At 62.2% G+C, this 14,708-nt stretch carries 13 protein-coding genes and 1 pseudogene; 11 read left to right on the forward strand and 3 right to left on the reverse strand.

Annotated elements, in window-relative coordinates; all coding sequences use genetic code 11:
* Positions 1–58 precede the first annotated feature (58 nt).
* Positions 59–736 (reverse strand): MIP family channel protein, encoded by a 678-nt coding sequence (locus tag NKJ58_RS24035; RefSeq protein ID WP_023686840.1) that lies wholly within the window; start codon positions 734–736, stop codon positions 59–61.
* Positions 737–1,055: 319 nt separating this feature from the next.
* Here NKJ58_RS24035 and NKJ58_RS24040 point away from each other — a divergent pair, with 319 nt between their 5' ends.
* The 7 genes and pseudogenes from NKJ58_RS24040 to NKJ58_RS24070 all read left to right on the forward strand — a co-directional run bounded on the left by NKJ58_RS24040 (position 1,056) and on the right by NKJ58_RS24070 (position 7,001).
* On the forward strand, positions 1,056–2,345 hold the full coding sequence (locus NKJ58_RS24040; RefSeq protein ID WP_352853974.1) for an RsmB/NOP family class I SAM-dependent RNA methyltransferase: 1,290 nt from the start codon (positions 1,056–1,058) through the stop codon (positions 2,343–2,345).
* A gap of 72 nt (positions 2,346–2,417) precedes the next feature.
* Complete coding sequence (locus NKJ58_RS24045; RefSeq protein ID WP_023818642.1) at positions 2,418–2,870, forward strand: TspO/MBR family protein; 453 nt, start codon at positions 2,418–2,420, stop codon at positions 2,868–2,870.
* Positions 2,871–2,954: 84 nt separating this feature from the next.
* Positions 2,955–3,413 carry a PaaI family thioesterase gene (locus NKJ58_RS24050; protein ID WP_023701303.1) on the forward strand — a complete coding sequence of 153 codons (459 nt, stop codon included), beginning with the start codon at positions 2,955–2,957 and terminating at the stop codon, positions 3,411–3,413.
* Positions 3,413–4,078, forward strand: coding sequence for a 5'-methylthioadenosine/S-adenosylhomocysteine nucleosidase (locus tag NKJ58_RS24055; RefSeq protein ID WP_352853976.1), 666 nt, complete (start codon positions 3,413–3,415; stop codon positions 4,076–4,078). The genes NKJ58_RS24050 and NKJ58_RS24055 overlap by 1 nt, the downstream gene beginning before the upstream one ends.
* Before the next feature lie 55 nt (positions 4,079–4,133).
* Positions 4,134–5,711 carry a glutamine-hydrolyzing GMP synthase gene (guaA, locus tag NKJ58_RS24060; protein ID WP_023827931.1) on the forward strand — a complete coding sequence of 526 codons (1,578 nt, stop codon included), beginning with the start codon at positions 4,134–4,136 and terminating at the stop codon, positions 5,709–5,711.
* Between the two features lie 282 nt (positions 5,712–5,993).
* A pseudogene (locus NKJ58_RS24065) lies at positions 5,994–6,218 on the forward strand (Arm DNA-binding domain-containing protein); the annotation flags it as partial.
* A gap of 240 nt (positions 6,219–6,458) precedes the next feature.
* Positions 6,459–7,001, forward strand: coding sequence for a protein TonB (locus NKJ58_RS24070; protein WP_245260041.1), 543 nt, complete (start codon positions 6,459–6,461; stop codon positions 6,999–7,001).
* Positions 7,002–7,173: 172 nt separating this feature from the next.
* Here NKJ58_RS24070 and NKJ58_RS31520 read toward each other — a convergent pair whose 3' ends face one another.
* Positions 7,174–7,419 (reverse strand): MucR family transcriptional regulator, encoded by a 246-nt coding sequence (locus NKJ58_RS31520; RefSeq protein ID WP_373420121.1) that lies wholly within the window; start codon positions 7,417–7,419, stop codon positions 7,174–7,176.
* Positions 7,420–7,753: 334 nt separating this feature from the next.
* Positions 7,754–9,100, reverse strand: coding sequence for a family 1 glycosylhydrolase (locus NKJ58_RS24080; RefSeq protein WP_023667728.1), 1,347 nt, complete (start codon positions 9,098–9,100; stop codon positions 7,754–7,756).
* 919 nt (positions 9,101–10,019) lie between these two features.
* Between NKJ58_RS24080 and NKJ58_RS24085 the strand changes: the two genes are divergently transcribed.
* The 4 genes from NKJ58_RS24085 (at position 10,020) to NKJ58_RS24100 (ending at position 14,706) form a co-directional block, all read left to right on the forward strand.
* Complete coding sequence (locus NKJ58_RS24085; RefSeq protein ID WP_023681814.1) at positions 10,020–11,234, forward strand: ROK family transcriptional regulator; 1,215 nt, start codon at positions 10,020–10,022, stop codon at positions 11,232–11,234.
* On the forward strand, positions 11,231–12,484 hold the full coding sequence (locus NKJ58_RS24090) for a M20 family metallopeptidase (protein WP_352446568.1): 1,254 nt from the start codon (positions 11,231–11,233) through the stop codon (positions 12,482–12,484). Before NKJ58_RS24085 ends, NKJ58_RS24090 begins: the two co-directional genes overlap by 4 nt.
* 31 nt (positions 12,485–12,515) lie before the next feature.
* Entirely contained in the window at positions 12,516–13,577 is a 1,062-nt protein-coding gene (locus NKJ58_RS24095; protein WP_352853978.1) for a substrate-binding domain-containing protein, read from the forward strand.
* 67 nt (positions 13,578–13,644) lie between these two features.
* On the forward strand, positions 13,645–14,706 hold the full coding sequence (locus NKJ58_RS24100; RefSeq protein ID WP_023735717.1) for a substrate-binding domain-containing protein: 1,062 nt from the start codon (positions 13,645–13,647) through the stop codon (positions 14,704–14,706).
* The last annotated feature ends 2 nt before the right edge of the window (positions 14,707–14,708 follow it).

The raw sequence follows: 14,708 nt of genomic DNA on the forward strand, positions 1-14,708 counted from the left end.
CCCACCCCCGCGGGGGCGGGGCGCCCCCCCGCCCCCTTCGTTTTCGCAGGCTTCGAAATCAGTCCTTTTCGAAGATGCGTGCCTTGGCGACGACGCCAGCGATTGCGCCGCCGATCAGCGGCGCAACGATGAACAGCCAGAGCTGGCTGAGGGCTGCGGCACCGGTAAACAGCGCCGGGCCGATCGAACGCGCCGGATTGAGCGAGGTGCCGGTCACCGGGATCATTGCGAAGTGCAGTCCGGCCAGCGTCAGGCCGATGACCAGGCCGGCGAACGCCGTCGAGTGCTTCTCGGCGGTGACGCCGAGGATGACGGTGACGAAGGTGAAGGTGCCGATCAGCTCCCACAGGAAGGCCGAACTCGTCCCCCATTTCGCCACGTCCCAGCCATTGGCGCCGAAACCGGTGGTGTGCCCGCCGGTCTGGCCGGAGACGATGATCCACAGCGCCAGCGAGGCCAGAATGGCGCCGATGATCTGCGCGATCCAGTAAGGAATCACACCCTTGGCCGGCAGCCGGCCGGCAAGGAAGACGCCGAGCGTGACGGCCGGGTTGAGATGTGCGCCTGAGATGGGACCCACCGCGTAAGCCGCCGCAATCAGGCCGATGCCGAACGCCAGGCCGATGGCTTCCTGGCCCAGCGGCAAGTCGGCGAGAAAGCCACCCGTCGCCACCGACGCCGTGCCGATAAACACCAATAGAAATGTCCCTAGAACTTCCGCAAGATACGTTTTCATTGCCCTCTCCTCGTATCGATCCGTCGGTCCGCTTTTCCGCGCCGCGAATCATGGCGCAAAGAGTATTCCCAACGCAAAAGCTTGGAAAGCAGAGCAATTGCGCCACAGATCGTGCTTACGGCGGCCAGTTACCAACATTAGAGACCTTGCATATATTTGAGATTTGTTATCGCCGGCGTGCAGACATTTGCCGGCGGGGAAAATCGTCGGCCGCGAGCGGAAGGCCTCGTCGCCGCGAAATTCAAGCGGGGTTCAATCTCGACGCGAAACGCTCTAAGAGCAGGCCGAAAGATACTGTGCTCGATAGATGGAATGACGAATGCGACTGGGCGGACGGCTGGCGGCAGCCATTGAAGTGCTGGACGACATTGGCCGGCGCCACCGGCCGGTGGCCGATGCGCTGAAAGATTGGGGCCTGTCGCATCGCTTTGCGGGCGGCGGCGACCGCGCGGCGATCGGCAACATCGTCTACGACGCGCTGCGCCACAAACGTTCCGCCGGCTGGCTTTTGGGTGAAGACACGCCCCGCGCCATCGGCTTCGGCGCGCTGCTCATCGAATGGGGCCAGACGCCGCAGTCGCTCAACGATGCGCTCGAGGGCGACAAGTTCGCGCCACCGTTGCTCAGCGCCGCCGAGTTGCAGGCGCTGGCCGAGCGCCGGCCTGAAGACGCGCCGGAGGCAGTGCGGGCGGACATACCCGACTGGTGCGCGCCGTTGTTCGAACGAGCCTTTGGCGCAGACTGGGTTGCGGAAGGGGCGGCTTTGGCGACCCGCCCGCCGCTCGACATCAGGGTCAACACGCTGCAGTCCGACCGCGCCAAAGTGCTGGCGGAACTCGCCGACACCGGCGCCAAGGCAGCTGCTATTGCGCCGCAAGGCATTCGCATCCCGCCCATCGACGGCGACGGCCGGCACCCCAACGTACAGGCCGAGCCGGCTTTCCAAAAGGGCTGGTTCGAGGTTCAGGACGAGGGTTCGCAGATCGTTGCAACCCTTGCCGGCGCGCAAGCCGGGATGCAGGTGCTCGATTTCTGCGCCGGCGCCGGCGGCAAGACGCTGGCGCTATCTGCGGCGATGGCCAACAAAGGTCAGGTCTTCGCCCATGATGCCGAAAAGGCGCGGCTGGCGCCGATCTTCGACCGCATCCGCCGTTCGGAAAACCGCAACGTCCAGGTTGTCACCAAGCCGGCTGAGCTCAGCCCCCTCGCAGGCCACATGGACATTGTGCTGGTCGATGCGCCCTGCACCGGCAGCGGCACCTGGCGGCGCCGTCCAGACGCCAAATGGCGGCTGACGCAAAGACAGCTCGATGCCCGCAAGGGCGAGCAGTCGGCGATCCTCGATGCGGCGAATGCCTATGTCAAACCGGGCGGCCTGCTGGTCTACATCACCTGTTCGGTGTTCGACGAGGAGAATGGCGAGCAGGTCGCCGCCTTTCGCGAACGGCACAAGGGCTTCGTTCCGGTCGATCATCGCGCGCTCTGGGATGCCAGCTTCCCCGGTCACGCAGCGGCCGCCCGGATCGGCAAGACAAGCGATATCTCGCTGTCGCCGGCTCTGAGCGGCACCGACGGGTTCCATTTCTGTGCGCTGCGTCGGGCGAATTGACGCTGCGATTGACAGGCTGACATAGCGCCAGTTGCAGATGCGCGGCGTCGGCCGCCAGACGGGGTAGAATTCTTGCAAAGATATGTGTCGCTTCTGCTTTTCCTCCTTCTGGTGCTCGGCGGCGGCCTGTTGATCGGCTATGCGACGCTGCCGGGTGAATGGTATGCCTCGCTCGCCAAGCCGCCCTTCAACCCGCCCAACTGGGTCTTCGCGCCGGCCTGGACGCTCCTTTATGTCCTGATCGCCGTAGCCGGCTGGCGGACATGGGAGCGGGAACGAGCAGGCGCCGCGATGAAGATCTGGGCCCTCCAGCTTGTTCTGAACTTCGCGTGGTCGCCGACTTTCTTCGGCGCCAAACAGATGGGGCCGGCACTGGTAGTGATCCTGGCTCTTCTCGCCAGCATTGCGCTGTTCATAGCCACGGTGTGGAACCGCGACCGGGTTTCCGGCTGGCTGTTTGCGCCCTATGCCGCGTGGGTAGCCTTCGCCACCTTGCTCAACGCGTCGCTGCTCCTGTTGAACTGAGTGCTTTGCTGCAGTGCAGCAAAAGCATTTGCGTGGCGTTCAGGCGTCTGCGATAAGCTTTGCAGATAAATCAGGGCGATGGCCATGGCAGCAAAGATCGTACCCGCACCCGATTATGAGGACCGCGTCAGGGCGTCGTTCGCGCGCCAGCAGGCGATGGCGACCATCGGCGCCGAACTGACGCTTGTGACGCCGGGCATCATCGAGATCGAAATGCCCTATTCCCAGGCACTGACCCAGCAGCACGGTTTCCTGCATGCCGGGGTGATTTCGACGGCGCTGGATTCGGCCTGCGGCTATGCCGCATTTTCGCTGATGCCGGAAAATTCCGGTGTGCTGACCATCGAGTTCAAGGTCAATCTCCTGGCGCCCGGCCGGGGCGAACGCTTCCTGTTCCGCGGCTCGGTGACCAAGCCCGGCCGCACCATCATCGTCGCCGACGGCCAGGCCTACGCCTTTGCCGCCGATGGCGAGGCCAAGCTGATCGCGACCATGACCGGCACGATGATGACGGTGGTTGGCCGTGACGGGATAGCAGGCTGATGGCCAAAATTACGCGAATTGGTGGCAAGGACGTCCTCTTCGTCATGGCGGCGCAGGCCGAGTACGGTCCGCATCTGCAAAAACTGTTCACGCCGCTGATGACGGGCGTCGGCCCGGTAGAGGCAGGTGTGCGGCTCGGCGCCGAACTGTCATGGCTGAAATCCGAGAAGGCGTTGCCCGATCTCGTCGTCTCGCTCGGCTCCGCCGGCAGCCGCACACTGGAGCAGACGGAAATCTACCAGGCGGTCTCGGTCAGCTATCGCGACATCGACGCTTCGCCGCTAGGCTTCGAAAAAGGCGCGACGCCGTTCCTCGACCTGCCGGTGACCGTCCCGCTATCATTCAGGATACCGGGCATTAAAGAAGCCAGCCTGTCGACCGGCGGCGCCATCATCACCGGCGCCGCCTACGACGCCATCGCCGCCGATATGGTCGACATGGAAACCTTCGCCTGCCTGCGCGCCTGCCAGTTGTTCGATGTCCCGCTTATCGGCCTGCGCGGCATTTCAGACGGTGCAGCCGATCTGCGCCACGTTGGCGACTGGACCGAATACCTCCATGTCATCGACGAGAAGCTGGCCGATGCGGTCATGCGCCTCGAACAGGCCATCGGCTCCGGCACGCTACACAAGGAGCAGCCTGGGCAAGAGCCGGCAGCGCTCTGAAAGTCGGGCTACGCACCCCATTGCGCCGACTCGTTTCTTTCTCTAAAGGCTCGCCATGACGACAGCCAATCATCCCGATACAGTCCTGGCCGACACCGTTCTCATCATCGATTTCGGCAGCCAGTTTACGCAACTCATCGCCCGCCGCATCCGCGAGGCTGGCGTGTTTTCCGAGATCGTGCCGTTCCAATCGGCCGAAGCTGCCTTCAAGCGCATCAATCCGAAAGCCGTGATCCTGTCGGGCGGTCCCGCCTCGACATCGGACATCGGCAGCCCGCGCGCGCCGCAGATCGTCTTCGATGCCGGCGTACCTGTGCTCGGTATCTGCTACGGCCAGATGGCCATGTGCGTGCAGATGGGCGGCGTCGCCGAAAGCTCGAACCATCGCGAATTCGGCCGCGCCTTCGTCGAGATCGAAAAGGACAGCCCGCTGTTCGAGGGCCTGTGGGCGCCAGGCCAGCGCCACCAGGTGTGGATGAGCCATGGCGACCGCGTCATCTCGCTGCCCAAGGGGTTCGAAGTCTTCGGCAAGTCGGAAGGCTCGCCTTTCGCCATCTTCGGCAACGTCGCGCGCAAGATGTACGGCATCATGTTCCACCCGGAAGTTGTGCATACGCCGGATGGCGCCAGGCTGCTGAGAAACTTCGTGCACAACATCGCCGGCATCGAAGGCGACTGGACGATGCGCGCCTATCGCGAGCATGCGGTCGAGACAATTCGCAAACAGGTCGGCAAGGGCAAGGTGATCTGCGCGCTGTCGGGCGGCGTGGATTCATCGGTCGCCGCACTTTTGATCCACGAAGCGGTCGGCGACCAGCTGACCTGCATTCTTGTCGACCATGGCCTGATGCGCAAGGACGAGGCCGCCGGCGTGGTGGCGATGTTCCGCCAGCACTACAATCTGCCGCTGATCCTGGTCGACGCGTCGGAAAAATTCATCTCGGCGCTGGAAGGCGAGTCCGACCCCGAGAAGAAGCGCAAGACCATCGGCCGGCTGTTCATCGAAGTGTTCGAGGAAGAGGCCAAGAAACTCGGCGGCGCCGATTTCCTGGCGCAAGGCACGCTCTATCCCGACGTCATCGAGAGCGTCTCCTTCACCGGCGGCCCGTCGGTGACCATCAAGTCGCACCACAATGTCGGCGGCCTGCCGGCGCGCATGAACATGCAGCTGGTCGAGCCGCTGCGCGAACTGTTCAAGGACGAGGTGAGGGCACTGGGCAAGGAACTCGGCCTGCCCGAAAGTTTTATTGGCCGCCATCCGTTCCCTGGACCAGGCCTTGCCATCCGCTGCCCCGGCGGTATCACCCGCGAAAAGCTCGAAATCCTGCGCGAGGCCGACGCCATCTATCTCGACGAGATCCGCAAGGCCGGCCTCTACGACGCCATCTGGCAGGCTTTCGCCGTGCTGCTTCCGGTGCAGACCGTCGGTGTGATGGGCGACGGCCGCACCTACGAATTCGTCTGCGCCCTGCGCGCCGTGACGTCCGTCGACGGCATGACCGCCGACTTCTACCACTACGACATGGCTTTCCTCGGCGCGGCGGCCACCCGCATCATCAACGAAGTCCGCGGCATCAACCGCGTCGTCTACGACGTGACGTCAAAGCCGCCAGGCACCATCGAGTGGGAGTGATTCAGGCCCACTCAAACGCCGCCGAAAACACGCCATTGTACGCCATAACTATTTGACAACACATATAAACCCATTCGGCGACAATCGGTGCGCAGAGATTGGATTGACGGACCGGCTGAGGGACCTTCCGCATATTGGTAGCTCAGATTTTTCGAAGTACCGTCAGATCCAATGAGGCTCTGACGGTATTTTTTTATGCCTTAAGGAATTGAAGATAAAACAAAATTTCTGCCGAAGAGCCTCGAAATTGTACTGACGGTACTTTTCAGGAGGTAGCGGGGAATGCTGACGGACGTCGCCCTTAAAGCCCTGAACCAAAAGAGAACATCTACAAGATTGCGACGGCATGTATGTTCGCGTCATGCCCAGTGGCGCGATCTCCTTTCGGCTGGATTACAGGCTCAACGGAGGCCGCGAGACGGTCTATCTTGGCAGGTATGGACGGGACGGAATCTCGCTTGCCTCAGCCGGGAGAAGTGTCTCGACGCGAAGCGCGCTATTGGCGAGTGACGGTCGCCGGCGATAGAAAAGCAGCGCGACAAGCGCCGAGTTGTCACCCCGGTCTCCGGCCGACTTCAGCGCCGAAATGGCTACCAAACCAAAGCGATGCCCGGGCCTCCAAGGCCTCTTCTTATTCCGGCCAAGCCGGCCCGGAGCGCCGCATTCACTCACATCCCTTGAACCTGAGTGCAGAGTTGCCGCATCGAAGCCATTTGAGCAGCCGAGTTCGCGCCCGAACCCGTGCTGGTGCTGGCGGTCGTATCGCCAGCTGTATTCGAGGATCCCGACGTGCCGGTGGTTGTACCCGAACCAGTGCTGTTGCTGGCCGTGGTGTTACTGCCGGTCGAACCAGAGCTGCCTGAAGTGCCGGTGGCTGTGCCAGAGCCGGTGCCGATACTCGCCGTTGTATCACTGCCGGTCGAAGCCGAGCTACCTGACGTGCCGGTCATTGTGCCAGAGCCAGTGCCGTTACTGGCCGTCATCCTCGAGCAGTCGGAGCGAACCTGTGCCTGCTGTTCAGAGCTCAGGGACGACCAGTTCTTGCGGATCTCATCCTGCGACAGAAGTCTTCCCGAATTGGCGTCGCTGAAGAATGAGCCGGAGAGCTTGCTGTCCCAGCCGCTCGGGATACCGCTTTGGCCGGAGCCAGACGTAGAGCTCATACTGGACCCGGCCGATGAGCCGGACGTTCCGTTCGTGCCGCTGGATGTTCCCGACGACTGCGCCAAGGCCGCGGTGGCGAGACAGAGAGAGATCGCTGTAGCTGTCAAAATCTTACGTTTCATGTGAGTCTCCTTTGGGGTTCGACGCCGTTGCGGCGTCGAATCCTAATCCCGAGGAAAGGCACTTGTTCCTGTAAAGAGTGGAATTCGATGTCATGATCCTTGTGCACCAGCCTTGGCCTCGAATGCGATGCCGGAGCGCTTCAACGACGACTGACGCCTCAGGCGAGAGCTGTCCGCTACTGGGTGTTAGAGGCGATATGCGGAACGCTTCCCGAATAGTTGGGTGCCACCATCGGGTAATTGCGAGGCAGGTTCCATTTGGTTCGGTAATCGTCCGGATTCATGCCCAGTCGGCCAAGGTGCGAACTGCGTCGGGTCTCGGTTAGAGACAGGAGGGTGGCCTTTGCCGCGGCGTATAGCTCGACGTGCGGAGCTCGTCTCGACCGCGCACACTCAATATGTTTTACGATGACGCCCCCCAGATGTCATATGAGCGAATGCCTTTCCGGCGAAATAAATTGCTCCCAGCAGGTCGACGCTCAGCACCTTCAGCCAGCCCGCTCTAGTGAATGCCTCAATGGTTAAAGATTATCAGGCCGGCGCGTTGTTGACGATTATTACCAACCTGCCGAACGCGTGAGCGCAAGTCGACAGCACCGTGATAGCGGCCTCCCCGGCGCGCCCCTTGTCGAACCGATGCGCGCCTTCTCGACCTTGCCTCCACCCACGTCGGCTCACCCGTGCACCTTCGGTGCCCAACCGCATGGCGATGGCCAGTCCAATGCCGCTTGCAGCACCGGTTACAATGCAGTCTTGTTATCCAGGCGCATCGGGTTCGACCTCTTTCTGGGGAGCAGCAAGTGGTTCAGTCCAGCCTTCAGCGACCCGATCCACGCTCAGCAGGCTGCGCGCATAATCCTGTTGCGCGCGAACAATGGCATCGTCTTGCTGTGAGGGAAGAAAGACCGGCAAAGCAAGGCAGACACTTTGTGTGGCCAACAGCTTGTTCCAGTTCGCGATCAGCGCCTTGAAAGCGCGCCCCACCGCCCTCGGATTTCGGTCGAGGTCATAGAGGCCGAGCGGATTGATCCGTCCGTTGTTCTCCCGAAGCGCACTGTCCCAGTCCACCTGATCCGTCAGCGAGTACCAGGTGAAGCCTACGATGGGGATGCCATCGTTGCGGATCCGCAGCACGTTGGCCCACTCTTTCCACAGCCAATAGACGGCCTCGTCTCCATTGGGGCCTTCGCTGATGTTGGTCTCCGTATGCATTACGGGAAGCCGGTAGCGGTTGAAGTACTGCCGCGTGATCTCGTCATAGCCAAACACCTCGCCGGACCCGGACGTCGTTCCGTCTGCCCAAACCCGATGTTCGTTGGTCTGGTAATAGTCGGTGCCCATCACGCAATGCCTGCGCAGATGGCTTTCCAGGAAGAAACTGTATTCTTCGGCCGTCATCCCGTTTTCGAGAAGATAGCGATAGGTGTGCGCGTCGACGTCATGACCGTAGTTGAGGTCAAGCGACAGGAAACGCTCGCTGTTGAACCGTTCCGCTCTGCCGACCGCCTCGGGAGAATCGGCGTGGAAGTATTCCGAGGATTCGCTCTGAATGAAGATGGCGTCCGGCCGCACCTCGAGAATCGCCCGCATGGCAAGCACGTTCGCCTTCACGATGTGCTTGAGGGCGGTGACGAAAGCAGTGTCGCTGCTCAGTTGTTCGTTCCACCATCCCCAGCGGGCCGAAAAGGTGGCGCAGATGAACATCTCATTTATTGGGGTGAAGAGCTGGATCCACGGATAGCGCATCGCGAAATCCCTGGCGTAGTGCTCGAATAGTGTCGGAAAGTCCGGGTTCTGGAAGTTGCCAATCCAGTCCGGAACGCCAAAATGGCAAAGGTCGACGATCGGAAGAATGTCTTTCGCCTTCAGGTCCGCGAAGGTCTCATCGGCGAATGCCCAATCATAACGTCCGTCACCCAGCCATGTTTTGTGGATGGGAGGTCCGTAGCGGAGGAAATGCACCCCGAGATCCTGGACCAGTTCGAAGTCGGTGCGCCATCGTTCGTAGAAGCGGCATTTTTCCATTTCGTCGACGCGCTCCCGGCCTTGTCGAATGGTGGGGGTGCTGTTCTCGATGCCGGTGGCAAACATGAACGTGAACATTGATGGTCCTTAGCCAAGGCGGAGATGCCCGCGCTTGGTCAAACGTTCAGTGCTCGACGCAGTTCCTGCAAGACTGCTTGTCAAGTTCGGTGGGCGCCTGACAACCACGTGCCTGCAAGTGCTATTCACAGTCGGTTGACCGTTCGTTGCGAAAGGCAACGGCACATGGCGGAAAAGCCTTCGAACCGGCTTTTTGCCAAAGCCGGAGAATGGCTGGTCGAGAAGGTTCAGCGGCGATTTCTCCAGCCTCACCCGGCCATTCGGAAAGATGGCGCTACGCTCGTGATTGTGAGCAGGGGCCACCCAGGCATAGGCGGGTCGAGATTGGCGGAATTCTATCCCACGGTTCAAGCGAGCAGCTTGCGCCGAATATGATCGGACTATGCTGGACGGAGAGGTCGGCTTCGGGCCAGCCCAGTTGGCGTCAAACGGGTCTTTGCGAGTTAAGGCGGTATGGTAGTTATCCACGTTTGCAAACTGCAAACGGACGTTCCGCTGCCGGCCCCATTTGAGCCATTCACTGGGACGCAGACCCGCGGTACATCACCGATATTCTCGAAGCCAATAGTTGGTCTCGTTCATCGTCCCATGGTTCGACAGACCCATACGAGAGAATACGAGAGATATGGACCGGCGAACCATCCGCTGTATTGATCTCCTGTAGAAAACAGTGCCCCTCAGAGACTAGCATGATCGTTATTTGTCAATGCGCTGCGAAGCTGTTCGCCCAATTGATTCAAGAAGCTGATCCAGCCACTCCCTGACCGCATTTATCTTCTGCCGAACGGCAGCACCGCGCCTGAATCCTGCCTCCGGATCAATGTTCGCGTGCGCAAAAACGGCCGCTCGCGAACATACATTGACAGGTCCAGTTCCGAATAATAAGTTCGCTCATAGAACGAATTAACGGGAGTTCAATGTGACTGACCTGCCGCGCATATCCCGTCAGTTCTCACAGCGCTCCGTGATGGAAGCGATCGTCCAGGGCGGGCCGATCTCCCGCGCCTCGATCGCCAAGCTGACGGGCCTGTCGAAGCAGACCATCTCCGAAATCATGCGCGGGCTCGAGCAGGAGGGCTGGGTCCAGGAAACCGGCCGCACCAGCGGCCATGTCGGGCGCACCGCCGTCACCTACGAACTGGTCCACGACGCAGCCTATATCATCGCCGTCGACCTTGGCGGCACCAAGGTGCGGGTCGCGCTGACGGACCTTGCCTGCCAGATCTTTGCCGAAGCCGCCACACCGACCGACCCGCGCGGCGGCCAGTTCGTCGTCGATCAGATTGCAGCGCTGGCCTTCGATGCCGCGGCCAGACAGCACGTCGCGCGCAAGAAGATACGCCTGGCCGTCATCGGCGCGCCTGGCGCTCCTGACCCGGCCACCGGCCGCATTTTAATGGCGCCGAACATTGCCGGCTTCGACACAATGAATGTGCTGGATGCCTTCGAAGAAGCGCTCGGCGTCGCGGTGATGATCGAGAACGACGTCAATCTCGCGGTGCTTGGCGAGAACTGGCTCGGCCAAGGCCAGGGCATCGACAATCTCGCCTACATCGCGCTCGGCACCGGCATCGGCAGCGGGCTGATGCTGGGCGGCCATCTGGTGCGGGGTGCTGGGCACGCCGCCGGCGAGATCGGTTTCATGCCGATCGGGGCCGATCCCTTCACCGAGGAATCACTGCGCACCGGCGCATTCGAACGCGCGGTGGCCACCCACGCCATGACCGATCGCTACCACGCTCTCACCGGCAGGCAGGTCTCGGTGCCGGCAATATTCGAGAATGCCGCGCTTGGCGACAAGGACGCGCTCACCGTGCTCGACGAAACTGCCCGCCATCTGGCGCAAGGCGTTGCGGCAATCGCGGCAATCGCCAATCCAGAAAAGTTTATCCTCGGCGGCTCGATTGGGTTGCGGCCCGAAATCCTGTCCAGGGTGCAGGCGCTTCTGCCGCTATGCTTCCCCTATCCGGTCAGGGTCGAGGCGAGCGAACTCGGCGCACGCGCAGCCCTCATTGGCGCGGCGGCAATCGGCCTTGGCCAGTTGCACAACACGCTGTTCGGCGTCGACGCGCCTGATGGCCGGATTTCGCTGCCGCCTGCCCAGGCCGCCGCCCTGAAGGAGGCCGCGATATGACTCACGATATTACCGCCCGCCTGCAGGCAGCGCTCGACCGCGACGACGCACTAACGCTGTTTCGCCGCGCCATCGGCCGAGAGAGCATCACCGGCAACGAAGCCAACTTCGTCGACTTCCTAGAAGCCAGGATGCGCGACCTTGACCTCAGCGGCCTGACCAGGACGGAATTTCTTCCCGGGCGGCCCAACATCTGGGGCGAGCGCAAGGGGGCCGACCAGGGAAAGCGCCTGCTGTTCATGGGCCATACCGACACCGTCCATGCAGACGGCTGGCGCGAGCATTGGGCAGGCACCGAGCGTGAGGATCCGTTCGCCGCCCCGATCATTGATGGTGCTGTCTGGGGCCGCGGCTCAGGCGACCTCAAGGCCGGCATCACTGCTTCGCTGGCGGCACTCGCGCTACTCGACAAGGCAGGCGTTCGCCTCAAGGGCGACGTCGCCTTCGCTTTCATCGGCGACGAGGAGAGCGGCCAGCCCGGCACCGGCATTTCCGCCGGGATCAAGCACTTCGTCGGACGCATCGAGACCGGCGAGGTCACAGCACCCGATTTCAGCGTCTATGTCGAGCCGACCCGCCTGGCCGTTTATGCGGCGCAGATCGGCTTCTTCATCACCGATATCTCGATTACCGGCAAATCCGCCTATTTCGGTGTGCCAGAACTCGGCAAGGATGCGCTCCGTGCAAGCCATGCCGCGATGACGGCGCTTTGGAAGCATTCGGATGAGGTCGCCGCGCGCGCTGAGCACAAACTGGTCGGGCGCGGCTTCCTGCTTATCACCGGGCTTGCCGGCGGCGGCTACATTGCCGTTCCCGAGCGCTGCACGCTCTCGCTGATCCGTAAGCTGTTGCCTGGCGAAGACCTCGACACCGCCGCCGCCGAGATCGAGGCTGCCGTGCGCGGCGCGATCACCGATCCGGATATTTCGGTAGAGTTCGCCTACCCCGCCGGCCGCGACCACAGGCTGGGCGGCACCGCTGCCGAGATCGGCGAAACGCGGGCAGAAGTCGCCATGCTGTCCGACGCGATGGCTGGCGCAATGAGCGGACGCGGCGTCATCGAGGGCGCACCGTTCTGGTCGGAGTCCCCCTTCATCATCAATCAGCTCGGTATTCCTGCCGTCTATTGCGCGCCCGGCGACATCAGGAATTGCCACACATTCGAGGAGCACGTGGATGTCGAGGAATATTTCGCCGGCATAGTCGGCTTCGCCGCCTTCATGGCCCGCTATTGCGGCGTGGCCGACTGAACCACCAACGAAGCAAAATGGGAGAACTGACATGCCGATGAAGACACTGATCGCCGCCGCCTTTGCCGGCGGATTGATGCTTGCCGCCAACCCAGCTTTCGCACAGACGGTCGGCCCGCAGGGCGAGAGCGCCACGCCGAGCGCCGACGTGATCCTAAGCGATGCCGACATCGCCGCGCTCAAGGACAAGGGCTACAAGGCTGCGTTGCTCTGGCACACCTCGTCCGATTTCACCAATGCGGTAACCGCCGGCGCCACCGACGAATTCGCCCGCGCCGGCATCACCATTGCGGTCAAAACGGATGCCCAGTTCGACTCCGCCCGCCAGCGCAGCGACATCGAGACGGCGTTGGCCGCCAAGCCCAACGTCATCTTGGCGCTGCCGCTCGACCCGGTCACCTCGGCAGAAGCCTTCCGCCAGGCGGTCAAGGACGGCACCAAGTTGGTGTTCCTGTCCAACTTGCCCAAGGGCTACAAGCAGGGCACCGATTACGCTTCGATCGTGACTGACGATCTATTCCAGATGGGCAAGCAGGCTGCGGACGCGATGGCCAAGGCGATTGGCGGCAAGGGCAAGGTCGGCTACATTTTCCACGACGCTGCCTACTACGTCACCAACCAGCGCGACCAAGCCTTCAAGACCACCATCGAGAAGGTGTATCCCGACATCAAGATCGTCGCCGAACAGGGCATATCCGACCCGGCCCGCGCCGAGGAACTGGCCAACGCGATGCTTTTGCAACATCCCGATCTCGACGGCATCTACGTGACCTGGGCCGAGCCGGCCGACGGCGTGCTGTCGGCGCTACGCGGCGCCGGCAACGCCAGGACCAAGATCGTCACGCTCGACCTCGCCGAGCCGGTCGCGCTCGACATGGTCAAGGGCGGCAATGTCGCAGCCCTCGTCGCCGACAAGGCCTATGAACTCGGCCGCGCCATGGCTGCTTCCGGCATGAAGTCGCTGCTTGGCCAGCCGACACCAGCCTTCGTCGTCGCCCCGGCCCTGACCGTCACCAAGGAGAATGTCGCGCAGGGCTGGAAGGACTCGCTCAACCGCGACGCGCCGCAGCCGGTGCTCGACGCGTTCAAGTAAGGCTCTCGCTCCGGCGCGGCCCGCCGCACCGGAGCTTTTCTTCGACAACAAAAAGGGGAATCGGGACATGCGCATAGCATCTGCAATCATAACGACGGTGGCGAGCCTGCTAGCCATGCACGCCTTCGCCGCCGAAGGCGTCACCACAGGACCGAATGGTGAAAAGCCGGTGCCGGCGAGCAGTCTTACGCTGACGCCAGCCGAAGAGCAGCAGATCAAGGACGGCAAGTTCACCGCCGCCCTCGTCTGGCACGAGATGAGCGAATACACCAACGCCGTCAATGCCGGCGCCCATGACGAATTCAAGCGCCTCGGCATCGAGGTGGTGGCGCAGACCGATGCCGGTTTCGACGCCGCGCGACAGAAGGCCGATATCGAGACGGTGATGGCCAAAAAGCCGTCGATCATCCTGTCGCTTCCCGTCGATCCGGCGACTGCAGCTTCGGTCTACGATCCGGCACGACAGGCCGGCGTCAAGCTCGGCTTCGTCGACAATTCCCCGGCCGGCTACAAGCAGGGCAGGGACTATGTCACCATCGTCTCCGACGATCTCTTTCAGATGGGCAACAAGGCCGGCATCGCCATGGCCGAGGCGCTCGGCAAGAAAGGCAAGGTCGGCTACATCTTCCACGATGCCGACTTCTACGTCACCAACCAGCGCGACCAGGCCTTCAAGAAGACCATCGAGCAGGACTATCCCGATATGAAGATCGAGGCCGAGGCCGGCATGGCCGACCCGGCGCGCAGCGAAGACATCGCCCAGGCGATGATCACCCAGCATCCGGACCTGGACGGCATCTATGTCACCTGGGCCGAACCGGCGCTGAGCGTGCTTTCGGCCTTGCGCGGTGCCGGCAACACGCACACCAAGATTGTCACGCTCGACCTCAATGAGCCTGCCGCGCTCGACATGGTCAAGGGCGGCAACATCGCGGCCCTCGTCGCCGACGAGGCCTACAGCATTGGCGTGACGCTGGCGCGCGCCTCGGCAGGTTCTCTGGTCGGCAAGAAGGCCGAACCATTCTATGCCGTAGATTCCATCGCCGTCACCAAGGACACGGTGAAGGACGGTTGGAAGAAGTCCCTCAACAGGGACGTACCGGCGGCTATCGCGGACGCGGTGAAATAGGC

It is taken from the genome of Mesorhizobium sp. M0139 (assembly GCF_040322455.1).
Lineage (GTDB): Bacteria > Pseudomonadota > Alphaproteobacteria > Rhizobiales > Rhizobiaceae > Mesorhizobium.